Origin of the sequence: Streptomyces aurantiacus JA 4570, from assembly GCF_000414115.1 — a bacterium.
Classification (GTDB): domain Bacteria; phylum Actinomycetota; class Actinomycetes; order Streptomycetales; family Streptomycetaceae; genus Streptomyces; species Streptomyces aurantiacus_A.
This window is the reverse complement of the sequence record NZ_AOPZ01000228.1, coordinates 49806-75348: the sequence shown is the minus strand read 5'-3', so window position 1 is coordinate 75348 and position 25543 is coordinate 49806. Positions and strand designations below refer to the sequence as shown.

16 protein-coding genes and 1 pseudogene are annotated in these 25543 nt (G+C 74.9%); 4 read left to right on the top strand and 13 right to left on the bottom strand.

What is annotated here, in order from left to right:
* Window positions 1–33: 33 nt before the first annotated feature.
* Together STRAU_RS22215 and mreB are read right to left on the bottom strand one after the other, a co-directional pair.
* A complete protein-coding gene (locus STRAU_RS22215; RefSeq protein WP_016642621.1) occupies window positions 34–1506 on the bottom strand; it encodes a GAF domain-containing sensor histidine kinase in 1473 nt (490 codons plus the stop codon).
* A 21-nt stretch (window positions 1507–1527) separates the two neighbouring features.
* The gene (gene mreB / locus STRAU_RS22210) at window positions 1528–2565 is read right to left on the bottom strand and encodes a rod shape-determining protein (protein WP_016642620.1); all 1038 of its coding nucleotides are present in this window, start codon (window positions 2563–2565) and stop codon (window positions 1528–1530) included.
* 194 nt (window positions 2566–2759) lie between these two features.
* Here mreB and STRAU_RS22205 point away from each other — a divergent pair, with 194 nt between their 5' ends.
* Window positions 2760–4187, top strand: coding sequence for an MFS transporter (locus tag STRAU_RS22205; protein WP_016642619.1), 1428 nt, complete (start codon window positions 2760–2762; stop codon window positions 4185–4187).
* A 4-nt stretch (window positions 4188–4191) separates the two neighbouring features.
* Here STRAU_RS22205 and STRAU_RS39125 read toward each other — a convergent pair whose 3' ends face one another.
* From STRAU_RS39125 to STRAU_RS22185, 4 genes are all read right to left on the bottom strand, one after another.
* Window positions 4192–7674, bottom strand: a complete 3483-nt coding sequence (locus tag STRAU_RS39125; RefSeq protein ID WP_158692109.1) for an SAV_2336 N-terminal domain-related protein — start codon at window positions 7672–7674, stop codon at window positions 4192–4194.
* A 755-nt stretch (window positions 7675–8429) separates the two neighbouring features.
* Complete coding sequence (locus STRAU_RS22195; RefSeq protein ID WP_016642617.1) at window positions 8430–9473, bottom strand: AAA family ATPase; 1044 nt, start codon at window positions 9471–9473, stop codon at window positions 8430–8432.
* A gap of 25 nt (window positions 9474–9498) precedes the next feature.
* Window positions 9499–11259: a VMAP-C domain-containing protein gene (locus STRAU_RS22190; protein ID WP_037661089.1), complete on the bottom strand. Its 1761-nt coding sequence runs from the start codon at window positions 11257–11259 to the stop codon at window positions 9499–9501.
* A complete protein-coding gene (locus STRAU_RS22185; protein ID WP_259299958.1) occupies window positions 11256–11660 on the bottom strand; it encodes a CU044_2847 family protein in 405 nt (134 codons plus the stop codon). The genes STRAU_RS22190 and STRAU_RS22185 overlap by 4 nt, the downstream gene beginning before the upstream one ends.
* A gap of 202 nt (window positions 11661–11862) precedes the next feature.
* Between STRAU_RS22185 and STRAU_RS22180 the strand changes: the two genes are divergently transcribed.
* Window positions 11863–15615: a S8 family serine peptidase gene (locus tag STRAU_RS22180; protein WP_016642615.1), complete on the top strand. Its 3753-nt coding sequence runs from the start codon at window positions 11863–11865 to the stop codon at window positions 15613–15615.
* Between the two features lie 96 nt (window positions 15616–15711).
* On the opposite strand, the gene STRAU_RS22175 is transcribed toward STRAU_RS22180, so the two are convergent.
* The gene (locus tag STRAU_RS22175; RefSeq protein ID WP_016642613.1) at window positions 15712–17187 is read right to left on the bottom strand and encodes an acyl-CoA synthetase; all 1476 of its coding nucleotides are present in this window, start codon (window positions 17185–17187) and stop codon (window positions 15712–15714) included.
* Between the two features lie 275 nt (window positions 17188–17462).
* On the opposite strand from STRAU_RS22175, the gene STRAU_RS22170 reads away from it, so the two are divergent.
* Together STRAU_RS22170 and STRAU_RS22165 are read left to right on the top strand one after the other, a co-directional pair.
* Complete coding sequence (locus tag STRAU_RS22170) at window positions 17463–19856, top strand: glycosyltransferase (protein ID WP_016642612.1); 2394 nt, start codon at window positions 17463–17465, stop codon at window positions 19854–19856.
* Window positions 19853–21151, top strand: coding sequence for an acyltransferase family protein (locus tag STRAU_RS22165; protein ID WP_016642611.1), 1299 nt, complete (start codon window positions 19853–19855; stop codon window positions 21149–21151). The genes STRAU_RS22170 and STRAU_RS22165 overlap by 4 nt, the downstream gene beginning before the upstream one ends.
* On the opposite strand, the gene STRAU_RS44465 is transcribed toward STRAU_RS22165, so the two are convergent.
* The 6 genes and pseudogenes from STRAU_RS44465 to STRAU_RS22140 all read right to left on the bottom strand — a co-directional run bounded on the left by STRAU_RS44465 (window position 21135) and on the right by STRAU_RS22140 (window position 25539).
* A complete protein-coding gene (locus tag STRAU_RS44465) occupies window positions 21135–21779 on the bottom strand; it encodes a hypothetical protein (RefSeq protein WP_016642610.1) in 645 nt (214 codons plus the stop codon). The genes STRAU_RS22165 and STRAU_RS44465 overlap by 17 nt on opposite strands.
* Window positions 21780–22081: 302 nt before the next feature.
* A pseudogene (locus STRAU_RS44460) lies at window positions 22082–22762 on the bottom strand (serine/threonine-protein kinase); the annotation flags it as partial.
* Window positions 22763–22891: 129 nt separating this feature from the next.
* The gene (locus tag STRAU_RS22155) at window positions 22892–23527 is read right to left on the bottom strand and encodes a hypothetical protein (protein ID WP_052029189.1); all 636 of its coding nucleotides are present in this window, start codon (window positions 23525–23527) and stop codon (window positions 22892–22894) included.
* Window positions 23517–24341, bottom strand: coding sequence for an FkbM family methyltransferase (locus tag STRAU_RS22150; protein ID WP_016642608.1), 825 nt, complete (start codon window positions 24339–24341; stop codon window positions 23517–23519). The genes STRAU_RS22155 and STRAU_RS22150 overlap by 11 nt, the downstream gene beginning before the upstream one ends.
* Complete coding sequence (locus tag STRAU_RS22145) at window positions 24338–24622, bottom strand: Trm112 family protein (protein WP_016642607.1); 285 nt, start codon at window positions 24620–24622, stop codon at window positions 24338–24340. The genes STRAU_RS22150 and STRAU_RS22145 overlap by 4 nt, the downstream gene beginning before the upstream one ends.
* Entirely contained in the window at window positions 24622–25539 is a 918-nt protein-coding gene (locus STRAU_RS22140; protein WP_037661087.1) for a hypothetical protein, read from the bottom strand. Before STRAU_RS22140 ends, STRAU_RS22145 begins: the two co-directional genes overlap by 1 nt.
* Window positions 25540–25543: the final 4 nt, after the last annotated feature.

Genomic DNA, 25543 nt, shown 5'->3' with positions numbered 1-25543 from the left:
GCGGAGCCCCCGTGGCGGTGCCCACGGCGCGGCTCACAGCGGCGCCTGCCAGGTCACCGTCGTCCCCGCGCCGGCATCCTCCGTGGACCCGTCGTCGAAGACGACAAGCCGCACCCCCGTACGCCCATCGGGCAACCCCACCCCCGCGTCCACCGTCACATCGACCCGCGTGACACCGGTCCGCCGCGACGCGGCGGCGAGCGCGCGGCGCAGCGCGGCGAGGAGGTGGCCGGCCGCCGGGTCGGCGACCCGCGTGTCCACGGCGCCGGTGAAGTGCACGGACGGCTGCACCCCGAGCAACGCCGCAGCCCCCGCCGTCTCCTTGAGCACCTTCCCCCGGAAGGTGGTCGGCGCGTCGGCGGGCGGCTGCTGGAGGGCGAAGATGGCCGTACGCACCTCCTGGATGGTCGACTCCAGCTCGTCCACGGCCTGGTCGAGCGCCGTCTGCTCCGGCGCCGAACCGGCCCTGCGCCGCGTCGACTCCAGCATCATGCCGGTCGCGAACAGGCGCTGTACGACGAGGTCGTGCAGGTCGCGCGCGATGCGGTCGCGGTCCTCGAAGACCGCGAGCCGCTGCCGGGACTGCTGCGCGTCGGCCAGCACGAGGGCGAGCGCCGCCTGCGAGGCGAACTGCGTGGCGAGCAGCCGCTCCACGGCGGTGTACGGGCGCTCGCCCCGGCGGCGCGGCAGCGCGAGCGTGCCGATGAGGCGGCCACCCGCTTGCAACGGCAGCATCATGCTCGGCCCGAATCGGGAGCGTACGTGGGTCGTCATGCGCGGGTCGGTCGCCGAGTCCTCGATGAACACCGGCTCGCCGCCGAGCAGTTGCTCCAGGACGGCGCTGCCGGGCTCGATGGTCGTGCCGATCATGTCGTTCTGCGCGGCCGCGGCGGGATGGCTGCGGCGCCCGGGCGGCAGCGTGCCGCCGGCCGCGTCCGTCGCCGCCGCCACGATCGACATGCCGCCCTCCGGGGTGGGCTGGAGGACCACGCCCGCCGCCGCGCCGGCGAGCCGCCGGGCCTGCTGGGCCACCGTCATCAGCGCGTCGGCGGCCGCCTCACCGGTGAGCAGCGCGGTGGTGACCGCCGCCGCCCCCTCGATCCAGCGCTCGCGCTGCCGGGCCGTCTCGTACAGCCGCGCGTTCCCGACCGCGATCCCGGCCTGCCCCGCGAGCACCCGCAGCAGCCCGAGGTCGGATCCGGAGAAGCCACCGCCCGCCCCGGCCGTGAGGTGCAGGGTCCCGAACTCCTCGTCGTGGACGAGGATGGGGATGCTGAGGTCGGCCGGGAGGCCGCCCGGCGGGGACGCCTCGCCCGACGTGAACACGTCCGGCTGCCCGCCGTCCGTCGCGGCCGTCACCCTCAGGACGCCGTGGACGGCCCCGGTCAGCCGGGTCGCGCTGTCCACGATGTGCTGGAGGGTGGCCCGCAGTTCGAGTTCGGTGCCGACGCTCAGGACCGCGTCCAGGAGCAGCGGCAGCGGCGGTTCGCTGACGTCGTCGGTCATGTCGTCGGCGTACTCCCCGGCTCAGCCCGCCAGCGGGTCCAGGACCAGCGGTTGGATCTTGCCCTCAAGCATCGCACCGAGCCCGAGCACCGCGCACACGTCCGGCCGCTCCGCGATGTGGACGGGCATGCCGGTGGCGTTCACCAGCATGTGGTCGAGGCCGGGGAGCAGCGCGCTGCCGCCGACCATCATGATCCCGCGGTCCGCGAGGTCGGCGACCAGGTCCGGCGGGCAGTCCCGCAGGACCTTGCCGATGCCGTCGAGGACGGCGGTCAGCGGGGTGTGGATCGCGTCGCGGACGGCGGCGGTGTCCACGTGCACCGAGCGCGCGAGGCCCGTGGCGACGTCCCGGCCGTGGATCTCCGTCGACTCCGGGCCCTGCGGGGTCAGGCCGTTGCCGCTCAGCGCGAGCTGGAGGGGACGTACCGACTGCGACGGCAGCATCAGCTCGTGCTGGTGGCGCAGGTGCTGCACGATCGCGTGGTCGATGGCCTCGCCGCCCACCGGGATCCGCTCGGCCGTCACGATCGAGCCGAGGGAGAGGACCGCGACCTGCGTGGTGGCGGCCCCGCACACCAGGATCATCGTCGCCTCGGGGCGTTCGACGGGGAGCCCGCAGCCGACCGCGGCCGCGATCAGGGTGTCCACCAGCTCCACGCGGCGCGCGCCGAGCCCGACCATCGTCTCCACCGCCGCCCGCTGCGCCAGCGGATCCGCGTCGTGCGGGGTGCACGCGGCGGCCCGCAGCCGCGGCTTGCGGCGCAGGGTGCGGCGCAGCTTCTCGCCCAGCAGATGACGCAGCATCCGCTGGCACATCTCGATGTCGACGACGGTGCCGCCGGACACGGGCCGTACGACACGGATGTAGTCGGGCGTACGCCCCGTCATCTGCTCCGCGAACTGCCCCACCGCGATCAGCGCGCCGGTCCGCGTGTTCACGGCCGCGACGCTCGGCTCGTCGACGACGAGTCCCGCGCCCTTCACGAACACCCGCGTGCGCGCGGCCCCCAGGTCGACGGCGATATGGCAGCGGCGCAGGTTCTCCAGGCTGACGGTCATGGCAGATCCTCCCGAGAGCGCAGACCGTGCGGGCCGCCGGACGACGGCCCGAGTCGGGACTGCCGGACGGCGGTCCTGACTCGCATCGTGCGGCGGCCGGGAGCGGCCCGCGCGCTGGGATGCGCCGGGCGGGGTGCCGCCGCGCGGGTGATTTATTCCGGCGACGTCCGGCCCGCCGCCGGTTAGCATCCCGTGTGACACGAGCATCCGCGGAAGACACCCCTGACGGACAGTCCGGGCAAGCCGGGCGCGACGAACCCCTCATACCGGTCGGCGTCGCCGATCCCGCCGCCCCGGCAGGCGCCCCGGCCGAGGCCGGCGCCCCGTCGACGGGCGGCGCCCACCCCACCCCCGAGCGCCGCATCCTCGCCGACCTGACCCCGCTGCGCACCTCCGCCGACTACCGGCGCCTCTGGGTCGGCAACACCATCTCCTGGGTAGGCCAGGCGATGACGGCGCTCGCGGTGTCGCTCCAGGTGTACGACATCACGCACTCCAGCTTCTCCGTCGGCCTGGTCGGCCTCTTCTCCCTCGTCCCGCTGGTCGTGTTCGGTCTGTACGGCGGCGCGATCGCCGACACCGTGGACCGCCGCAAGCTCGGCCTGTACTCGTCGGCCGGCCTGTGCGCCCTGTCCTTCGCCCTCGCGGGCGCGGCGTTCATCGGCTACCACCACGTGTGGTTCCTGTACGGCGTGGTCGCGCTGCAGGCGACGTGCGGCGCGCTGAACTCCCCGGCGCGCACGTCGATGATCCCGCGCCTGCTGCCGCCCGAGCAGCTCCCCGCCGCGAACGCCCTGAACTCCATCACGACCACGTCCGGCGCGATGCTCGGCCCGATGCTGGGCGGCCTGCTGGTCGGGCTGTGGGGCTATCAGGCGGCGTACGCCATCGACGCGGTGGCGTTCACGGCGGCGCTGTACGCGATGTGGCGGCTGCCGTCGATGCGGCCCCTGGCGGACGGCCCCGCCACCGGCCCCGGCGCGGGCCCCGGCCCCGACGGCAAGCGGCAGCGTGCCTCCGTCATCGACGGCCTCCGCTTCCTCGCCACCCGCCCCAACATCCGCATGACCTTCTTCACCGACCTGTGCGCGATGGTGCTCGCGCACCCGCGGGCGCTGTTCCCGGCGATCGCCGTGGTCTGGTACGGCGGCGACGCGAAGACGACGGGCCTGCTCGTGGCGGCGCCCGCGGTGGGCGCGCTGCTGGGCGGCGTGTTCTCGGGCTGGCTGGGACGTGTGCACCGGCACGGGCTCGCCATCGCGCTCTCGGTGGCGGGCTGGGGCGCGGCCGTCGCGGTCTTCGGCCTGACCCGGAACCTCTGGCTCGGCCTGGTCTTCCTCGCCCTCGCCGGGTGCGCGGACACCATCTCGATGGTGTTCCGCAGCACGATGCTCCAGGCGGCCACGCCGGACGCGATGCGCGGACGTCTCCAGGGCGTGTTCATCGTGGTCGTCGCGGGCGGCCCGCGCGCCGGCGACTTCCTGGCCGGAACCCTCGGCGACCTCACATCGCCCCGCGTGGCGATCGTCGGCGGCGGCGCCGCGTGCGTGGTGGCGGTGGGCCTCCTCGTCACCCGGTGGCGGGCGTTCCTGCGCTACGACGCGCGCGACCCGCAGGCATGACGGTTCAGCCGCCGCGTACGGCGTCGACGATCTGGGCCAGCGAACCCACGGTGTGCCGGGCACCGGCGGCGAGGAGGCGTTCGCGGGCGCGGTCGTCGGGGGCGTAGCCGATGAAGGGCAGGCCGAGGGCGCGGGCGGCGGTGGCCTCCGCGACGGCGGAGCCGATCATCAGGCAGCGGCCCGCGGGGACGTCGAGCCGCTCCAGGACGCGGCGCAGGGGCTCCGGGTCGGGCAGGAGGCGGGAGAGGTCGGTGGTCCGGCAGCTGATGCGGTCCGCCGGGATGTCCAGGCCGTGCGTGGCCACGTACGTCGCGACGGCGCGCGGCGCGGTGTCGGTCACGACGGCCAGGGCGCGGCGGCGGGGGCGGCCGCGCAGCATGCCGACGAGCGCGTTGGAGTGCGCCGTCGGCCGGGCGCTGTACACGGCCTGACGCTCGATCCGGTCCAGCTGGTCGTGCAGGCCGGCGGCGAGGGAGCCCTCCTGGGCGAACGCACGCAGTACGTCCAGCGGGTGCACGAACTCGGACGTGCCCCCGGCGCGGCCCACCGGCCGCCCCCTGAGCGCGTCCTCGGGGTCCCGCTCCCGCACGACGAGCGAGAGCAGCCGCAGCGCGGCGTCGCGGGCCTTGCCGGGGGCGTAGAGGCGGGTGAGGGTGCCGTCGAAGCCGAGGACGACGGCGTCGGCGGGGGCGAGGGTGGCTGTCAGCGGGCCGTCCGGGTCGGCCGCGGGGAGCAGGCAGAACCAGGTGTCCGTGCCGGGGAGCGGTTGGAACCCGGGGTCGTCCAGCGCTTCGTGCAGCGCACGAGGGAGGACGACGGTGGCGTGGTCGTCGGGCCGGGGCAGGGCGGAGGGCGGCTGCACGTCGACGGCGACGACGAGGCCGAGGCCGTTGAACCTCCATACGAGGGAGGGGAGTTCACGCAGGATCTGGTTCAGCAGGGGACCCATGGGCACGTCGGCGCCGACGGCGGCGTCCCAGCCGTTCTCGCGCGGCAGCAGCTCGAACTGCTCGGCCCCGGCGCCCCCTCGGACGAGCAGCTCGGACACGGCCACGCTCAGCTTCGTCAGGGTGTCGGCCTGCCAGCCGGGGCGGGCGGTGAAGGCGAAGGCGATGGGGGTCGGCGCGTGTGCCGAGGCGCCCGTCGACTGGGACTCCTCCAGCTCCCGGTGGACCTCCCGCAGCTCCGCGGACGGCTCGGTGCCGAGCGCCGCCCGCAGGGTGGGGTATGCGGCCGGCGTCTCGTCCTCGCCGCGCTGATGCCGGAGCGCTTCCCCCAAGAGGCGATGGAAGTCCTCGTCGTCCGGGAACTCCTGGAGCACGGTGCGCAGCTCGGCGGCGGTGTCCTCGAACTCGCCGAGCACCAGGCCGAGTGCGGCATGGGCGCGCAGCATGGAGACGCGCAGCTGGAGCAGCCCGGCTCGGGCGTCCTCGGCCACCGGCCCTGTGACGCCCTGCAAGGGGTCGCCGCGCCACAGCGCGAGCGCGTCCCGGAGCAGCCCGCGGGCGCGCGCGAAGTCCCCGGCGGCGCGGGCCTCCTCGGCGTCGTCCCCGAGGCGCCGAAAGCGCGCCACGTCGACGTCGTCGGGCTCGGCCACCAGGACGTAGCCGCCGTCGCGGTGCTCCACGGAACCCGGGCCGAGGTTGGTGCGCAGGCGGGACGCGTAGGTCTGCACGAGGCGCGCCCCGTCCCCAGGGGGAGCGTCACCCCACACCCCGGCCACCAGGTGGTCGTACGAAACGGGCTGCCCCACGTGGAGCAGCAGCACGCAGAGCATGGCCCGCTGGCGGGGGGAGCGGAGGACGACGGGACGGTCACCCTCGAAGACGCCGACGGGGCCAAGGAGTTCGTACCTGCGGCGCGGCGCGGACGCAGGCAGGCGCAGGAGCCGCTCAAGGCCGCGCTGTTGATCGTGCATGTCGTGGAACCGCAGCTCATCGATGGCCGCCACCAGCTCGCCCCGGAGCCAGTCGGGCAGGTCCAAGCCCTCCAGGGGCAGCGGGGGTTGGTGCTCCCTCCCCGCTCCTTCCCCCACGTACATCGCGGCGACGAGGTCTCCGAGGGCGCGCAGATCCGCCGAGCGGCGGGCCGCGTTGAACTCCTCGGCCTCGATGCCGGTCAAGACCGGACCGTCCGGTGCGACGATCACGTTCCACGAGTGCAGGGCGCCGTGCGCCGCCCCGCGGTCGTGCAGCGCGGCCAGGGCCTCGGCGACGCCCGGGATCAGGGCGGTCAGCTGGGCGGCGGGCAGGCCGTGCGGTGAGGTGCGCAGCAACGCCGGCAGGCCGCGCCCGTCGATGAACTCCCGTACCAGGTAAGGGATGCCGTCCTCGATGCCGTGGTCCGTGATCGCCGCGAGTCCCGGGTGGCTGATCAGGCCGAGTCGCCGCGCGATCCCGGTGAAGTTCACCCGGGGCCACGGCGCCGCGCCCGGGTAGGTGCGGACCACCACGGTCTCGTCGTCGCTCCGGCTGTCCTCGGCCAGCCATTCGTGCAGGCGGCCCGTGCGCCGCAGCATCCGGTACCGCCCCGCGAACAGCCCGCCCCCGCCGCCCAGCCGCCGCACACTCTCCTCACTCACCTCCGCGAACGGCTCCCCGGCCCCCGCCCCCGCCGCCGCCCCCGCACCCGCGGCGCCCCCGCCGGTGACCGCCCGCAGCACCCCGTGCCCCACCCCCGCCCGCTCGTCGATCAACCCGCCGACGCGCGCGAGCAGTTGCCGCGTCCGCCCCCGCGCGGAGCGCGGCAACGTACCCAGAAGCACCTCCCGCACCCCCTCCCGGAAGGCGTACGTCCCCGGCGTCCCACCCGGCACCTGGCTCAGCATCCCGCTGAGCACGACCTCCGCGAGGTGCTGCGGGCGGGGCCGCCGGGACACGGCGCCGTGGACGAGCCGCATCACGGGCAGGTGCGGCTCGCCCAGGGCCAGGTGACCGGCGAGGCGGAACGCCTCGGGGGACGCCGTCGAGCGGAAGCGCAGGACCAGTTCCTCGGCGGGCAGCAGCGTCACGTCCTCGCGCCGCGACTCGCCGTCGGCCGCGGCCGGGGCCGCACCGAGCCGGGCGACCGAGCCGGGCACCGCGCGCGCGTCCGCGACCAGCGTCGCCCAGTGCGACAGCCACGCCGGGGCGACCTCCAGGACGGGGACCGGCACCGTCCCGGCGGGCGGGGCGAAGCCGTCGTACGGGGAGAAGTCCAGGACGGCCGAGGGCGCCGCGGCGTGCGGGGCGCCGAGGAGCCCCGGCGCGGCGGGGAACGCCGTCGTGGGCCAGAGGCGTTCCGGCAGCGGCTGCAGGACGGCCAGCGGCAGGTGGTCGGCCCAGCGGCGCAGCGTGCGGAACCAGCGGCGGCCCGCCGGGCCCTCGTGCCACTGCGGGCCCATGCAGTCGCTGACGACGAGCGTGACGGTGCGGCCGGTCGCGGGCACCTCGGCCGCTCGCGGGCACCTCGGCCGCCCGCGGCGGAACGGTCCCGTCGGGCGCCGCACGGTGCAGCTCCACCGTGCGGAACAGTCCCGACTGCGCGAACGCGGTGTGCAGTTCGCGCACCAGCGGCCGCCACACGGGCATCGTGGGCCCGTCGTCGTACACCAGCGAGAGCCGCAGCCAGCGCTCGCTGGCGGGCCGGAGCACCGGCAGCCAGGCCCGCGGGTGCGCGCCGAGCGCGGCGATGCGGTGCGCGGTGGCCCCCTCGTCGAGGACCCGCCGGTCCGGCGCGGGCACGCGGCGGCCGAGGGGGCGCAGGGCGCGCTGCAGGGCGAGGGGGTGGGGGATCATCGGCGGTACGGGGACGCGGAGTTGCGTTCCGCCGGAGGCCCCGGGGCCGCCGGGTGTCGCGGAGGCGCGCTCGCGCGCGTGCGGCTTCGACGGCAGGTGCAGCGGGACGCGGGCCGGTTCGGCGGGCCGCCGCGCCGGTGCGGGGTCGTCGGGAGGCCGGTCGTGCGGTGCGGGACCCGGCGGTGGTACGTCGCCGGGGGCGCTCGCGTCCGCCGCGTCGCCGCGCACGGCGCCGCCCGACGGTGACGGCTGCTCGGGCGGCGGCCCCATGTGCCGTGCCAGCCACAGGAGTTCGGCCAGTTCGTCGGCGGAGGGAGCGGAGGGATCCGCCGCGTCGACCGCCGAACCGCCCACCGCGCCGCCCGCCGCGGCGAGTACGGCGGCGAGCCGGTCGACGAGCGAGCCCCTGGGCCCACCGGACCGGCCACCGGCCGCGGACCCGGATGTGGAGCCGGATGCGGAGGCGTCAGAAGGCGGCATCGGGCCCGGGCCCCTGGTCCGCGGCGGCCGCACGGCGCGCGTCCTCGCTCAGATACGGCATCAGCAGCCGCGCGAGATCGTCGCGCGACGACGCCTCCAGACCGGCCGCCCTCGTGAGATAGACGGCGTTGAGCAGCTGATCGGTGGCCAGCTCGCCGCCGCTGCCGCGCTCCAGGAACCGGGAGATCAACTCGTGTGCGTAGGCGTCGGGTTCGCCCAGGTGCGCCCGGACGATCTCCTCCAGGTGGTCGCCGTGCGGCTGGCGCAGCCGCAGCGTGACACAGCGGCGCAGGAAGGCGGGCGGGAACTCGCGTTCGCCGTTGCTGGTGAGGACCACGAACGGGAAGGCGCGGCAGCGCACGCGGCCGTGCTCGACGGGCACGGGCGCGGCCGGGTCGGCGGTGAGCAGCGCCGCCTTCGGGGTGTGCCGGGCGATCCGCACCAGCTCCGGGATCTCGTACTGACCTTCCTCCAGGACGTTCAGGAGGTCGTTCGGCAGGTCCAGATCGCTCTTGTCGATCTCGTCGACGAGGAGGGCGCGGGGGCGGGCGTAGGGGAGGAGGGCGGTACCGAGCGGGCCGAGGCGCAGGTGGTCCTCGACGCCCGCGCGGTCGTCCGGTGCCCCTGTGCCGCGGGTGCGCCCGGCCGCGTACAGGCGTGACAGCGGGTCGTACTGATAGAGCCCGTCGTGCAGCGTGCTGCGGCTCGTGATGTTCCAGCGGAGCACCGGGCCGAGCCCCAGCTCGCGCGCGACGGCGTACACGAGGCTGGACTTGCCGCTTCCCGGCGGGCCCGTCACCAGCAGTGGGCGGCGCAAGTACAGGGCGGCGTTGACGAGTTGGACGCATTCGTCGGTGGCGCGGTAGGTACGGGCGCGGTGCGCGCGGTCCGGGGACGTCGTGCCGCCGCCCGGCGCCGGGGCCTCCAGGACGGGGCCGCCGTCGAAGGCGCGCCACGGGGGCGGGGGCGGCAGCTGCTCGATGCCGTCGTGCGGCTCGCCGGAGCCGGTGTAGACGGGCCACAGGGGCATGCGATCTCCGTAGGGGTGCGGGCGGTCAGGAGACGGGGGAGCGCAGCGGGGCGGCGGCGACGTCGGGGAAGCAGCGCGGGTCGTCCCACAGGAGCTGCATGTCCCGCGCCCAGTGCCGGTCGGGTTCGTCGTCGGCGTCGGCGATTTCGCGCAACGCGAGTACGTGCAGGGGGAGTTCGTTGGGCGGGAGGTGGGACAGGCACTCGGTGAGCCGGTCGAGGAAGGTGGAGCCGGCGCAGCGCGTACGCAGGTCCGCGTCGGTGCCCGCGCCGTGCCCGCGGCACTCCGCGCGCGGCCACAGCAGCACCGGGGCGGGGGCGTTCAGGGACACGTCGAAGTGAGCGTTCAGGCAGGCCGACTTGGGGGGTGCGGCGAAGCCCGCCAGGTCGGCCTCGTCGCGGCGGAGCCGGAAGCGGAGCTTGCCCGGCTTCTCGTCGGCGCCGCAGTCGACGCGGTGCACCGCCGTCGTGGCCTTGCCGTCGAGCCGCTCCCACTTGCGGGCGAGCTGGTGCCGCAGGCCGCCCGCGTGCCGTGACCTGTCGGTGACGACGAGCGGGTACGAGCAGCCGAGCGGCGTCGGGTCGTCGGCGCTGCGCGCCCAGTGCGCCACGGGTTCGTTCAGCCACTCGCGGGGCAGCACGAAGGCGATCAGCTCCGCGGCGTCCGGCGACAGCTGACCGAAGGCCTCGTCGATCAGCTCCTGGACGTACGGACGTACCTGGCCGCGCGTGAGCGTGCGCGAGCCCACGGGGTGGCGGCGGCCGTCGCGGCACGCGGACACCTCGACGAGCACCTGGTCGCCACCGGCGCCGCTGCGGGCGATCTCGACGAGGATGGGGGACCAGGCGGGTGCGGGGCGCCGGTCGGGGGCGGCCGGGGGCGCGGGCAGGCCGCCCGGCGCGCTGTGCGAAGCGGCGTGGGTGGGTCCGTGCGTGGGCGGCACGTCGACCAGCCCCGACAGGCGGTCCGCGAACCGCTCCACCGCTCCGGGCACGTCCACCTCCCACAGCACGTACCAGGCCGCCGACCACAGCGAGGCGAAGCCGCCCGGCGGCACCGGCGGGCCGAGCGGCCCGACCGCGTCGAGGTACAGCCGCTCCGGGGCGCCCGTGCGCGCGGGGTCCTTCTCCGCCCGCTCCACGAGGTCCCGCAGCCGCTGCCGGGCCGCGCGGCCCTGGCCGGGGGCGGGGATCAGCTCGGCGAGCCGGGGCCAGTAGCGGGCCATGACGGGGGCGGGCAGCATCCGGCCGTTGCGCACGTCGGCCGCGCGGGCCGCCGCCGCGACCATGCCGACGACGAGCCCGCTGTCGGCGAGGGCCACCGCGGCGCCGCTGAACCCGGCGGCGAGGGGCTGCCCGTGCGCGCTCCACGCCTCCAGCTGGATCCACTCGTCGGCGATCAACTGGGCGGCGGTGGCGCGGTACTCGGCGAGGGTGCCCTCCTCGTACCCGCGCGGGAAGCCGTACGCGACGAGCCGCGGCCGGGGCTCGGCGTACGCGTGGTCGGGTGGCGCGAACCCCGCGGGTGCGATCGGCACCGGGCGGTCGAGTTCGAGTACGGCGAGGTCACCGGGGTCGTCGCCGCGGCCGTCCCAGCCGCCGTGCGCGCCGACGGCGGCACCCACCGTGCCGAGGTCCTTGCGGTGCGGGAAGGACACGGCGACCGCCGGACCGCCGCTGTTCCGCACGACGTGGGCGCAGGTCAGCACATGCCGATCCGACACGAGGAAGCCCGCCCCGGTGTCGCGGCCGCACTCCACGCGGGCGTGCCAGTGCGCGCTGCTCATGAGGAGGGGCGGGGCTCCGGGGCGGCCGAGCCGTTCGGGCAGGCCGGCGGCGGGGCCGTGCCGCTCGCCGAGGCGGCCCGGGCGCCGCCGCCGGACTCCCGCTCCGGGGACCACGAGAGCCGTACCAGCAGATGCCCCTCCGCCGAGCCCTTCACCAGGACGGCGCCGGCCTCAGCCGTCATCCGTACCCCGAACTCGATCTCCACGGAGTCCGGTTCGAGGCTGCCGCCGCGGAAGACGCGCAGGGCCGACTCGGCGGCCGCCCGGGCGCCGTCCAGAGCCGACTCGAAGGTGCGGGCGGCCTGCGCGAGCCCGTCGTCGCGTGCGACGAGTCGTGACCCCGAGGCGTCGTCGGCGTCGTCGACGACCACCCGCGCGCCGTCTTCCGTCGTGAACTGCACCAGACCGTCCATCACGCCCCCGTGGGAAACCGCGTTCAAACTGGGCCGCCGACATTCTCGCCGACACCCGACCTGGCGGAAAGCCGCCCTGGCAGCTTCCCGCCAGTCCCTGGCAACTCTCCCGCAACACACCGCGCCCGACACTTCTTCGCAGCACCCGGGACCACCCCCCACCCGGAGCCGACGAAGAGAGGCCGCGTTGATGCCGAGACCCCGAAGCGCCCCCCGACGCCGCGGAGCCCGACTAAGAATCCTGCCGGCCGGGCTCGCCCTGGCCCTGCTACCGGCCGGACTCGCCGCGACGGCCACGGCCGCCGCCCCCGCCGAAGCCCCGCCCCAACAGGCCACGGGGGCAAGGCAGTCCACAGGCGGGGACGCCCGGCCCGCCCCCGGAAGCGTCACCCTCATCACCGGCGACAAGGTCACCGTCACCCCGCTCGGCCGCGGCAGGCAGACCGTCTCCGTGGCACGCCCGCCCGGCGCGAGCGGAGCCGTGCGCACCTCCGTGGCCGACGGCCGCGTCACCGTCGTACCGGACGAGGCACGCCCGTACCTGCGCGCTGGAGCCCTGGACGAGCGGCTCTTCGACGTGACGGAGCTGCTGCGCCAGGGCGCGGGGCGCGGTGCCGGGGCGACCACGCCGCTGATCGTCACGTACGACAGGACCCGCGCCGGAGGGGACGCCCGCACCCCGCGCGGCACGGACCGGGTCCGCTCGCTGCCGAGCGTGCGCGGCGCCGCGCTCAAGGCGGAGAAGGGCACCGCGTTCTGGCGGGACATCACCGCGCCCGGAGGCGCGCGCTTCGTGGACGGCATCGGCAAGGTGTGGCTCGACGGGCGCGTCGAGGCGGACATGGCCGAGAGCAACGCCCAGATCGGCACCCCCAAGGCGTGGGAGGCCGGGCTGACCGGCAAGGGCGTGAAGGTCGCCGTCCTCGACACCGGTGCCGATCTCAGCCACCCCGATCTCAAGGGCCGGACCGGGGCGACGAAGAGCTTCATACCGGGGCAGGAGGTCGCCGACCGCGACGGCCACGGCACCCATGTCGCCTCCACCGTCGGCGGCAGCGGCGCGGCGTCCGGCGGCAAGGAGAAGGGGGTCGCGCCGGGCGCCGAGCTCGCCGTCGGCAAGGTGCTCAGCGACGAGGGCTTCGGCAGCGAGTCGGGGATCATCGCGGGCATGGAGTGGGCCGCGAAGGACGTGCACGCCAAGATCGTGTCGATGAGCCTCGGTTCGAGCGAGGCGAGCGACGGCACCGACCCGATGGCCGCCGCCGTGAACGCGCTGTCCAAGGAGACGGGCGCGCTGTTCGTCGTCGCGGCGGGCAACACCGGGGCGCCCTCGTCCATCGGTTCACCGGCCGCCGCCGACGCCGCGCTGACCGTCGGCGCCGTCGACTCCGCCGACGAGGCCGCGTACTTCACCAGCCAGGGCCCCCGCTTCGGCGACAACGCCCTCAAGCCCGACCTGTCCGCCCCCGGCGTCGACATCCTCGCCGCCCGCTCCCAACTCGCCCCCGGGCAGGGCCACTACACCTCCATGAGCGGTACGTCGATGGCGACCCCGCACATCGCGGGTGCCGCCGCGCTGCTCGCCGAACGGCACCCCGGCTGGAGCGGGCGGCAGCTCAAGGACGCCCTGATGTCCAGCTCCCGCGCGCTGGACGCGTCCGCGTACGCGCTGGGCGCCGGACGCGTGGACGTGCCGTCCGCGATCGACGCCCGCGTCACCGCGACGGGCGCCGCCGACTTCGGCTTCTACCGCTGGCCCTACGGCGACAACAAGCCCGTGACTCGGACGGTGACGTACACCAACTCCTCTGCCGAACCGGTGGAGTTGACCCTCTCGGCACGCGGTGCGGCCGATGGTGTGGTCGCCCTCGCCGACACGAAGCTGACCGTCCCCGCGCACGGCACCGCGTCCACTACCGTCACCGGTGACGGCGCGAAGGCGCCCGTCGGCGCGACCAGCGGCGCGATCGTGGCGAGCGCGGACGGAAAGGAGGTCGCGCGGACCACGTTCGGACTGGTCAAGGAGGAGGAGCGGTACACGCTCACCGTCAAGGTCAAGGACCGCGACGGCGCCGCGAGCCCCGCCGACCTGGTGGTGCAGCCGCTGACGAAGGGCACGGACGCCTACCCGGCGGCCGTCGGCGCCTCCGGCGAGCTGAAGCTGCGCCTCAAGCCGGGCTCCTACGCCCTCTCCTCCTTCCTCGACGTGCGCGGCAGCCACGGCAAGGACTCGCTGGGCCTCGGCTTCCTCGCGGCACCCGAGATCACGCTGGACCGGGACCGTGAAGTGGTTCTGGACGCACGCAAGTTGCGGGAGGTCACCGCCGAGGTGCCGCGCGCCGCCGAGACCCGGCAGCTCGTGATGGAGTTCGACCGCACCGCGAACGGCTCCGCCTACCAGGGGGCCGCGCAGGTGCCGGTGAAGTACGACAGCGTGTTCGCGGCGCCCACCGCCGAGGTGCGCGAGGGCCGCTTCGAGTACCGCACAGTGTGGCGGCTCGGCAAACCGGTCCTGGACGTCAAGGGCGTCGGCGAGGCCGTCGCGCAGCCCGGCGGCACGGTCGGGGAAGGGCGCTCCCGGCTGAGGCTGGTGGACGCGGGCGACGGCTCCCCGGCCGCGTACGAAGGAAAGGACGTCCGCGGCAAGGCGGTCGTCGTACGCCGCACGGGCGCGGCGGAACAGCCGACGCCCGGGCAGCTCGCCCAGACCGCCCAGGACGCGGGCGCGAAGGCCCTGTTCGTCACCGACGACATACCCGGCCGCCTGAACGCGTGGTTCGGCACGGACGACAACGCGGACCGGCCGCTGCGGATCGCGACGGTGAACGCGGCGGACGGGGCGCGGCTGCGCGAGGACGCGCGGCGCGGCCGCTCGGTGGAGACGGAGGCCACGCCCTACACGCCGTACGTGTACGACCTGGAGGACGGCCACGCGGGCGCGATTCCGTCGCGCGACCTGACGTACGCGCCGGGCAACCGCGAACTGGCCGTCGTGGACACGAAGTTCCACGCGCCGACGGGCCGCCGCACGGAACCGGGCGGCGAGTTCCGCTACTCCCTCACCGACACCTTCACCATCGGCCTCGGCTTCCCGGAGCGGATCGCGTACCCCGCGAAGCGGACCGACTACGTCGCCGCGGGCAAGGGCCGGCACTGGCACGAGTCGGTGCACTACGGCCCAGACTCCCTCGAACAGCGCAGCGGCCTCGTCGACTACCGCGGAGGCAAGCGCACCCCGCTCGACTGGTTCCGGCCCGTCTGGCACCCCTGGCTCGGCACCGGCCTCGGCTGGGGGCAGCAGCGCAGCGGCGACAACCTGGACTTCAACGTGCCGGGCTGGGGCGACTCCGGACCCGACCACACCGGCTTCGGCAACGTCTGGAACGACGAGTCGATGACCCAGGAGACGGCCGTGTACGCCGACGGGAAGCTCGTCGACCGCCGCGAGGGCTCCGGCGCGTACGTCACCGGCGCGGACCCCGGGGAGCGCACCTACAGGGTCACCACCGACACCACCCTCGACGCCGACCGCTGGCGCCTGGCCACCGAGGCCCACTCCGAGTGGACCGTCCGCTCGGCCCGCACACCCGAGGACCGCAAGACGTTCCTGCCCATGCTGAACCTGGGCTTCGACGTCGACACCGACCTCTCCGGCGAGGTCCGCGCCGGGCAGCGCCTGCCGCTCGGCCTCTCCGCCTCCTACATCGAGGGCGCCACCGGCACCGGCACGATCGGCTCCGCCCGCCTGGAGGTGTCGTACGACGACGGCACGACGTGGTCGCCGGTGCGGTTGAAGCGGGGCTCCTCCTCCGGACCCGCCGCCTGGCGGGGGGAGTTGAGGGTGCCGCGAGGCGCGGAGGCCGTCTCGCTGCGGGCGTCGGTGCGGGACGACCGGGGCGGGTCGGTCACGCAGGAGATCGTGCGGGGGGTGGGGGTGCGGTAGCCCTCGCGGGTGGCGCCCCAGTCCCGCCCCTTCCCGAACTGGGGCTCCGCCCCGGGAAGGGGCGGGACTGGGGAAGCCCCCGGCAGGGCCCCGCCCTCACCCCCCGCCCAGCGCCCGCTTCAGCACCTTCCCCATGTCATTGCGCGGCAGCGCGTCCACGAGGTGCAGGGCGCGGGGGCGTTTGTGCGGGGAGAGGCGGGTCGCGACGTGGGTGGCGAGGTCGTCGAGGGTCGGGGGGAGGGCCGGGTCGGCGGGGGCGATCCAGGCGACGACGCGTTCGCCGAGGTCGGGGTCGGGTTCGCCGGTGACCGCGGCCTCGCGGACGGCGGGGTGCTCCAGGAGCGCGTTCTCGATCTCGCCGGCGCCGATCTTGTAGCCGCCGCTCTTGATGAGGTCGGTCGCCTTGCGGCCGACGATGCGTACGTAGCCGTCGGCGTCGCGCACCGCCATGTCGCCGGTGCGGAACCACCCGCCGTCGGCGAAGGCGGCCTCCGTCGCGTCGGGGCGGTTGAGGTAGGAGGTGAAGAGGTTCGGGCCGCGGACCTGGATCTCGCCGACCGCCTCCGGCCCCGCGTCCGGCGCGATCTCACCCTCCGCCTCGTCGACCAGGCGGAGTTCGACCCCGGGCAGCGGCACCCCGACCGTGCCCGCGCGCGGTTCGCCGTCCGCGCGGACGCTGGTGTTCATCAGGGTCTCCGTCATGCCGTACCGCTCGACGACCCGCCGTCCCGTCGCGGACGCGATCCGCTCGTGGTCGTGGACGGGAAGCGCCGCCGAGCCCGACACCAGGAGCCGCGCGCCCGCAAGGGCCTTCACCAGCTCCGGCTCGTCGGGCAGCGCCTCCGCGATCCGGTGGTACATCGTCGGCACCCCGAACAGCATCGTCCCGCCCGTGGCCAGCTCCCGCGCCACGCCCCGCGTGCTGAACCTGCCCAGGTGCCGCACCGCGCCGCCGCGCCGCAGCGGGCCCAGGACGCCGAGGATCAGGCCGTGCACGTGGAACAGGGGGAGGCCGTGCACCAGGACGTCGTCCTCGGTCCACTGCCAGGCGTCCGCGAGGGCGTCCAGGGTCGCGGCGATCGCCCGGCGGGGCAGCACGACGCCCTTGGGCGGGCCGGTGGTGCCGGAGGTGTAGACGATGAGGGCGGGGGAGGAGGGGTCGAGGGCCCGGGTGGGGAGCGCGGCGGCCGGGCTCACACCGCCCGTGGTGTCCACCCCCGCGTCCCACCGCTCCAGGTCCTCCAGCGCGTCGGGCAACCGCTCTCCCGCCCCCGCGAGCACCAGCGACGGCTCGCTGTCCGCCACGATGTGGCCCAGCTCACCCTCGCCCGACTTCGGGTTGAGCGGCACCGCGGGTACACCGGCGACCAGCGCCGCCACCACGCCCACCGCCGTCTCCAGCGTCGGCGTCGACCAGACGGCCACGCGCGTCGCGCCCGCCGCGGTGAGGCGGGACGCCAGCGCGCCCGCCGCCGCGGCCAGTTCCGCGTACGTGACCACGCGGTCGTCGAACTGCAGGGCGGGGGCGGGGCCGGGCTCGGCCAGGGCGGGGAAGAGAGGCTCGGATTCCACGGGTCGTACTCCTCAGTGTGTGCACGGCGACTTAATACAAGCGTTACGCCGCTGAAGGTGCTGTGTCACAGTGATCGTTGAGGCTGAAGTGGCCGTTTGTCCCTGATTTCAGGGGTTGTTCGGTGATCAACAAGTCAACAGCCCATAACCGACAGCCAGTAACCGACAGTCAGTAGCGAAACAGTCAGTAACAGGACGGCCAACAGCAGAACAGCCAGTCACGGAACAGTTCATCCGGTCCTCCCCCCACAGTCCGAACAGGATGGGACCAACACTTGCTCACCTCGCACCTTTCACCCTCGTCATCGGCTTCGCCATCCTCATCCATAGGCCGCGTCCTCGCCATAGGCGCCCCGGGCCCCGACCGCGAACAGCTCACCAGAGCCCTCGAATCCACGGGATACGAAGTCGAGCACGCCGTCCCCGGCGACATACACCCCCACATACGCCAGGCCCCGCCGGACGCGATCGTCGCGCTCGACGACGGGCCCGGAGGGCGTCGCTGCGGGGGCGACGTCATCACCGAGGTCCGCTCCGAACCGGCCGGGCAGGCGCTGCCGCTGGTGGTGGTCGGCACGGCGGCCCGCGAGCCCGCCGCGGTCGCCGACCTGCTGCGCCGCGGCGCCGACGACTGCCTGCCCAGCGGCTGCGCGCCCGTCGAACTGTCGGCGCGCATCGCGGCCAAGCTGCACCGCGTCCCCGTACCGGTGGACCAGCTCCTCCGCGACCCCCGCACCGGGCTCTACTCGGGGCCCCACTTCATGGACGAGCTCGACCGCGAGCTGCGCCGGCCCCCGGCCGCGCGGCGCGGCGGCGTCCTCGCCGTGGTCGGCGTCGCCGAGATGCCGGCCCTGGAGAAGCGGCTCGGGCCGCGCGTGCACCGGGAGGTCGCGGAGCGCCTCGCCCAGGTGGCCGAGAGGCTGGGCAGCGTCTGCGACCGGCTCGGCTGGGACGACGACGGGCATCTGCTCGTGCTGATGCCGGGCGTGGACGAGGAGACCGCCACGCGCGGCCTCGCCTCGTTCGCCGCGTCCGTCGCGGGCACCCGCTTCGTCGTCGCGGACGAGAACGTACGCCTGACGCCCGCGATCGGCTTCACCCCGCTCGACGCGTACGAGAGTTCCGCGGCGCAGGCGGCGACGCCGACGCGGGCTCCCGCCCCCGGCCACGAGGAAGCCGCCCTCCGCGCCCGCGAGGCCACCGACGAGGCGCTGCGCCACCGCGATCTGCGCCCGGTGCGCTGGGAGCCGTGGATGCGGGCCAGGGCGGCCGAAGGGCCCCGGCACGCCCGCGCCCGCTTCGGCCTGCACACCGTGCGCTCCGCGCTCACCCCGCTCCTGTCGCCCGTGCTCATGCTGCTCCTCGGCGTGGGCGTGCCGTTCCTGCTGTACCAGCAGGCGTACGACCGGCTCGACTGGGACGTGGCAGCGTACGCCTACTGGGTCGTCGTCGCGGGACTCGTGGCGTCCGCGCTGCTCATCGTCCTGGAGTGCCTGTTCTCGCTCGACGCCGAGCCGCGTCCGGCCGCGCCCGCGCAGCCGTACCCGCCCGCGAGCGCCGTCATCGCGGCGTATCTGCCGAACGAGGCGGCGACGATCGTCGACACCGTCGAGTCCTTCCTGCGCCTGGAGTACCCGGGCGAGCTGGAGATCGTCCTCGCCTACAACACCCCGCACCCGCTGCCGGTGGAGGACACCCTGCGCGAGGTCGCGCGCCGTGATCCGCGCCTGGTGCTGCTGCCCGTCGCGGGCTCCACGTCCAAGGCGCAGAACCTGAACGCCGCCGTGACGCGGGTGCGCGGCGAGTTCGTGGGCGTCTTCGACGCCGACCACCACCCGGCGCCGGGCGCGTTCCGGCACGCCTGGGACTGGCTGTCCCACGGCTACGACGTCGTCCAGGGGCACTGCGTGGTGCGCAACGGCGACAGCTCGTGGGTCGCGCGGATGGTGGCGGTCGAGTTCGAGGCGATCTACGCGGTCAGTCACCCGGGCCGTACGCGGCTGTACGGCTTCGGGGTGTTCGGGGGCTCCAACGGCTTCTGGCGCACGGACGTCCTGGCCCGGACCCGGATGCACGGCTCCATGCTGACCGAGGACATCGACTCCACGATGCGGGCCCTCGGCGAGGGCGCGCGCATCGCCATGGACCGCACCCTCATCTCGCGCGAGCTGGCGCCGACGATGCTGCGGCCGCTGTGGAACCAGCGCTCGCGCTGGGCACAGGGCTGGCTCCAGGTCTCCCTGCGGCACCTGGGCGCGGCCCTGCGGTCGGAGCGGTTCACACGCCGTCAGAAGACGGGCCTGTTCGTGCTGTTGGGCTGGCGCGAGGTGCAGCCCTGGCTCACGCTCCAGATCCTGCCGGTGCTGCTGCACGCCGCGTGGCGCGCGGGCGGCGCGGACAAGCTGGACTGGGCGGTGCCGGTGTGCCTGATGGCCGCGGCCGTGACGATGTCCGCCGGGGTGGTGCAGGCCGCCTTCGCGTGGCGGCTCGCGGTGCCCGAACTGCGGCGCAGGAAGGTGTGGTTCTGGCGCTATCTCCTGGTGACCACGGTCTTCTACACCCACTTCAAGAACCTCGTGGCCCGGCAGGCGCACCTCAAGGAGGCGCTGGGCGAGCGGCAGTGGCGGGTCACCCCGCGCGCCGCGACGGCGGACGCGGAGGCATCGTGAGCACGGCCACCACCGCCCCCGCGGTCACGCTCGCCAAGGAGACCCCGCTCCCCGCCGAGCCGGTCCCCTCGCCCCGTACGAACAAGCCCGCCCGCGCCCGCGCCGTCGAACTCCAGGGCTTCCGCGGCCTCGCCGCCCTGAGCACCGTCGTCTTCCACGTGTGGCAGCAGTACTACACGTACGACGCCGCCGGGGCGCACCCGCCGGTCGACAACCCGTACCTCGGCGCGGTGATCTCCCTGGAGGTCATCGACCTGTTCTTCGTGATGTCGGCGTACCTGCTGACGCTGTCGTACGCCAGGGCCGCGATAGACGGGCCCGCGGCGGGCGGGAGCGGCGTGCGGTCCGGCCGTGACTTCCTCTTCCGGCGCGCCATCCGCATCCTGCCGCTGTACTTCCTCGCGGTGCTCGTCGTCTGGTCGAGCCGCAACCCGACACTGCCCGGCGACTGGCGCGACCTGGTCGGCCACCTCACCTTCACGCACGTCTTCGACCGGGACCGGATCTTCTACACGCTCGGCCCCACCTGGTCGCTGTCCCTCGAAGTGGCCTTCTATCTGGCCCTGGTGGCCATCGGGCCGCTCGCGATCCGGGCCTGTCGGCGCCTCGCGACGCGGCGGGCGCGGGTGGCGCTGTGTCTGTCGGGGTGCGCGGCGCTGTTCGCGGTGCCGGTGCTGTGGATCAGCTACGCGCACTACGTCATGGAGGTCCCGTACACCGACTGGCCCGTGTACTTCGGCCCGCAGGCCCGCTTCGGCGGGTTCGCGGCGGGCATGGCGCTCGCCGTGCTGCTCGTGGCGCTGGGGGAGCGGGGGCGGGTGGACGCGCGGGTCGCGACGCCGCTGTCCCTCGCCGCGCTCGGCGGCCTGCTCGCGCTGTCGTACACCGCCGACCCGGAGAACGTCCCGCACACCTACTACCACCCGCTGGCCGCACTGCTGTGGTTCGTGCTGCTCTTCGCGACGCTGCACCTGCGGGAGCGGGACGGGCGCCGGGTGCGGTGGCACGGGCTGCTGCGGGCGCGCTGGGTGACCGGCGTCGGCCTCATCAGCTACAGCCTCTACATCTGGCACGAGCCGGTGATGCTGGAGCTGGACAAGTGGGGGCTGCTGCCGCGCGGTCAACTCGGCTTCGCCGCCGGTACGTTGATCGTCGTCGCGGTCGCGGCCGCGGCGGGGACGGTCAGCTACTGGCTGATCGAGTACCCGGCGGGGCTGCTCGGGAAGGCGCGGGACGCGCGGGGCGCGCGCCGCGAGTTCTATCCCGACAGCGACGGTGTCAGGAGGTCCGCCTGAAGGACCGCAGGGCGCGGTCGAAGTACCGCTTGCCCTCGGGCCCGCTGGCCGCCGGGGCCGAGACCCACAGGTCGTACATCTTGCCGTTCTCGTTCCAGCTCAGGTCGTAGGTGACCCGAGGGCCGCCGTCCTTGGCGGTGCCGTTCCAGGTGAACGTCCACAGGGCGGCGGCGTGGCCGTTGTGGGTGGTGCGGGTGACCGAACCGGCGCGGTAGCCGGGGTAGTCCGAGGGGCCGTCCGCGTGGGCCTTCCGCATCGTCGACAGGGGGCCCGCCGGGCTCTTGGGCTGGGGGTGGACGCCGATGCGGAACCTCTTGCCCGGCGAGTAGTAGTAGACGCGGGGCGGCTCGGGGGAGCGGGTGAAGCCCTCGGGGACGGTGAGGGCGAAACCGGCCGGGTCGGTGACCGCGCGGTAGCCGGCGGGGGGCTCGGCGCCCTTCGGCGGGGGCGTCTTCGCGGGCTTGCCGGTGCGCTGGGAGCCGTCGGCCGATGTGCCGGGCCGAGGGGTCTCGCGCGGCTCGGCCGGGCCTTTCGGGGACTTCTTCGCGGTGGGCTCCAGGTCCTTCTTGTCCGCGGCCTCCGTCGTCCTCCCGCCGCCGCCCGCGCCCGCCTCGTCCCCGCCAGCCATATCCCCGCGGATATACCTCCCGCGGCCAGGACCGCGACCAGGGCGCCGGCCAGGACCGCGGTGCGCGAACGGGGGCGGGAGCGCGCACCGCGCCGGGCGGGCGGCAGGGGCTCGGGGACGGTGCGGGCCGGGGTGGGGTCGGGGTGCGCGTGGGCGGGGGTGGTGGCCGGGGCGCCCGGGGTCGCGGTCGTGGCCGGGGCGTGGGGCGCGGGTGGCGCGGGCTCGTTCAGCGCGGTACGGAGGGCCTGTTCCGCGCCGGACGTGGTGAGGCGGTGCTCCGGATCGCGTTCCAGCAGGCCCCGGGCCACGGGCAGCAGCGGGCCCAGCTCGTCGGGGAGCCGGATCTCGTCCAGGACCACCGCGTGCAGCACCCCGGCCACCGAGTCCCGGTGGAACGGCGACGTGCCCGCCACCGCCGCGCACAGCAGCACCCCGAGCGACCACAGGTCGGACTCCGGGCCCGACCGCCGCCCCGACATCCGCTCCGGCGCGGTGTACTCGGGCGAACCCACGAACGCCCCGGTCTGCGTCAGCGTCGTCTGCCCCGCGACCTGCGCGATGCCGAAGTCGGACAGGACGACGCGGCCCGTCTCCGCCTCCAGGAGCACGTTCGCGGGCTTCAGGTCGCGGTGCAGCACCCCGGCCGTATGCGCGGCCCGCAGCGCGGCGAGCAGCGCCAGGCCCACCCGGCCCGCCTCGGCGGGCGGCAGCGGACCCTCGGCCGCCATCCGGTCGGCCAGCGACCAGCCCTCGACCAGCTCCATCACCAGCCAGGGCCGCGCGGACGCTTCGGGGTGCTGCACCACGTCGTGCAGCACGAGGATGCCCGGATGCTTCAGCTGCGCCACCGACCGCGCCTCGCGCAGCGTCCGCTCCTGCTGCCGCTCCGCGTCGTCCGCCGTCAGCGCGGCGTCGACATGCAGCTCCTTGACCGCGACGGCCCGCCCGAGCAGCTCGTCCCGCGCCCGCCACACCGTGCCCATGCCGCCCCGGCCGAGCCGCGTCTCGATGCGGTAGCGTCCGGCGACCAGTTCCCCCGTGCTTGCCATGGGCGCATCATACGAACTCCCGTGAGCCACCCGGGCCTTGGGCTTCCACCCGCACCGCGTACGTCACCCCTCAGGGAACGACACCCGCTGCAGCAGCCCCCACGTGAACTCCGCCACGCACCGCCGCCGTTCCCCCGTCTCCCCGTCCGGCGCGGAGAAGGCCAGCCGCCAGCGGGTCGGCGCCGTGCCCTCCATCGGGCGTGCGGGCGCGAAGGCGCGGGCGGCCTCGTCGACCGTGCAGGACCAGGGGGTGAGGTCCGCGAGGGTGCGCAGGGCGGGGCCCGGGGCGCCGGGAGCGCGGATCAGCCACTCGTTCCACACCGCGGCGTTCGGCCCCAGCAGCACCTCGAAGCGCAGGCCGGGCCAGAGCGGCACCGGCCAGAGCAGCGCCTCGCACTCCAGGTCGCCGATCTTCCGGGGGGCCGTCGCCTCGGGCTTTCCGAGCACCGAGCGGTAGCGGGAGACCGCAGCGCGCCCCTTGCGCGCGTGCAGCATCGCCTGCCAGCGGCGGTTGGCCTCGCGCATGTCGGCGATGGAGACGCCGAGTTCGCGCCGGGCGTCCTCGACGAGGTCCGGATTGTGGTCGGCCATGCGGCGCAGCAGGACCAGCTGGAAGTCGAGCGGTGTGAACGGCCGCGACGGCGGCCCTGGCGGACGGGACGAGCCGGAGCCGGGCCCGGCGGCGGAGCTAGCGGACATACGCCCCATGGTCCCGCACGGCGTGCCCGCCCGGACTCCGCCCTTCGGGCAGGAAGAGGACCGAGTTCACATACCGCGGCCGCCGGGGTGTCAGCACCCGTCGCAGCAGGCCCTGCGTCACGACGTACGAGGTGGCGCGCTGGTGCGCCTCCAGGTCGAAGGAGTCGAGGGGCACCCAGGTGTGTCCCGGCAGCACCCAGCCGCGGTAGCCGTGCGCGTGGGCGAGGTGGTCGACGACCGGCGTGATGGGCTGGATGCGGGACTCCAGCTCGACGAAGAGCGCGGGCCGGTCCCGGTCGAGGAGCTCGTGGGCGCCGCGCAGGACGGGCAGTTCGTTGCCGTCCACGTCGATCTTGATGAAGTGCACGTCGCGCAGGCCGAGCCCGTCGAGCGTGACGCACGGCACGTCCAGGGCGGTGGCGTGCACGCCGTCCCTGCGTACGAGGGAGGACACGCCCCGGTCACCCCGGTCGTCCCGCGGCAGCCACAGCCGCGCGGTGCCTTCGCGGTCGCCGGCCGCGGCCTGGATCACCCGGACGTTGCCGGGCGTGGCGGTCGCGAGCAGCCGCGCCAGGTGCGGCACCGGCTCGACGGTGACCACGCGCCGCGCGCGCCCGGCGAGGCGGCGCGACCAGGGCCCGTACCAGCCGCCGACGTCCACGGCGGTGCCGCAGTCGCGCGGGCAGAGATCGCCGAGGCGGGCCAGCTCGGGCTCGAAGCGGGGATAGACGAGGCGGGCCAGGGCGGCCACGGCCCGGGTGGGCAGCCGGGGCGCGATCCGGGCGGCGAGGGTCTTCTTGGCGGCTGCCGTCACGGCGAGATCCGCTTCAGCAGGCGCTCGTGCTCGTCCTCCGCGACCTGCTCACCGGAGGACGGAAGGAGCTGGGGGATGCCGTCGACGATGGGGTAACGGCGGTGCAGGCGCGGGTTGTAGAGGGCCTGCTCGGGCACGGGTATCGGGTCCCCGGACACCTCGGCCGCGCCGCCCGCGTCGGGGGCTTCGCCGAGTGGGGGTTCCTCGGGTTCCAGGAGGACCAGCGGACCCTTGTCCAGGGGGCAGGCGAGGATCTTCAGCAGCGGGTCGTCGGGGTTCATCAGGGCATCAACTCCTTGGGAGGCAAGGTCGGTTCGGTGTCGGGGGCCGGTGGCGGCGGGTCGTGCTTGGGCATCATCAGGAGCACCGCCACCGCCAGCACCGTCCCCGTGACCCGCAGCGCGAGCCGCACCGGGTCGTCGGGCAGCGCCTCGCCGAACGCGAGCGTCCCGAGCACCGCGGTGAACAGTGACGTCACCGTCGTACACACCGGGACGATCAGCGAGGCGCGGCACTTCTGGAGCGCCGCCTGCGACATGATCAGGCCGAACGCGCCGGTGAAGAGCAGGAGATAGGGGTACGGGGAGCGCAGCAGGTCGACCAGGGCGCCGCCGAGCCCGTCCGAGGTCAGATGGCTGGACACGCCCTTGATGGCGAGCGAGCTCACGCCGTACAGCAGGCCCACGGCGACGCCGTACTCCACGCCCGTCGTCGGCTGCCGGTGCTTGCTGCGCGTGCGGCGCTCGGCCGATCCGTACAGCCACAGGCCGAGCGCGAGCGAGGGCAGGCAGACGGTGAGGACGAGCGGCGCGGGCGCGTCGCGGCCCACCGTGTCCGTGCCTTCCTTCAGGGACAGCACGACCATCAGGAGCGCCACGAGGATCGCGCCGACCGCGTACCGCTCGCGGCCGGACGTGCGCTCGCCGAGCAGCGCCGCCGACAGGAGCAGGAGCAGCACCAGGCCGGAGACGAAGATGCCCTGCGCCGCCGCGATCGGCAGCGTCCGGTAGACGATGAGCTGCGCGCCGAAGCCCGCCGCGAGCGCGAGCGAACCGCCGATCCACAGCGGGCTGGAGACCACCTGGCGCAGCAGCCGGGCCGGTTTGCGGACGCTGACCGACGGCATCGCGGTCAGGGCCCGCTTCTCCAGGACGAAACCGGTGCTGTAGAGCAGGTTCGCGAGGAGCGCCGCGGCCACACCC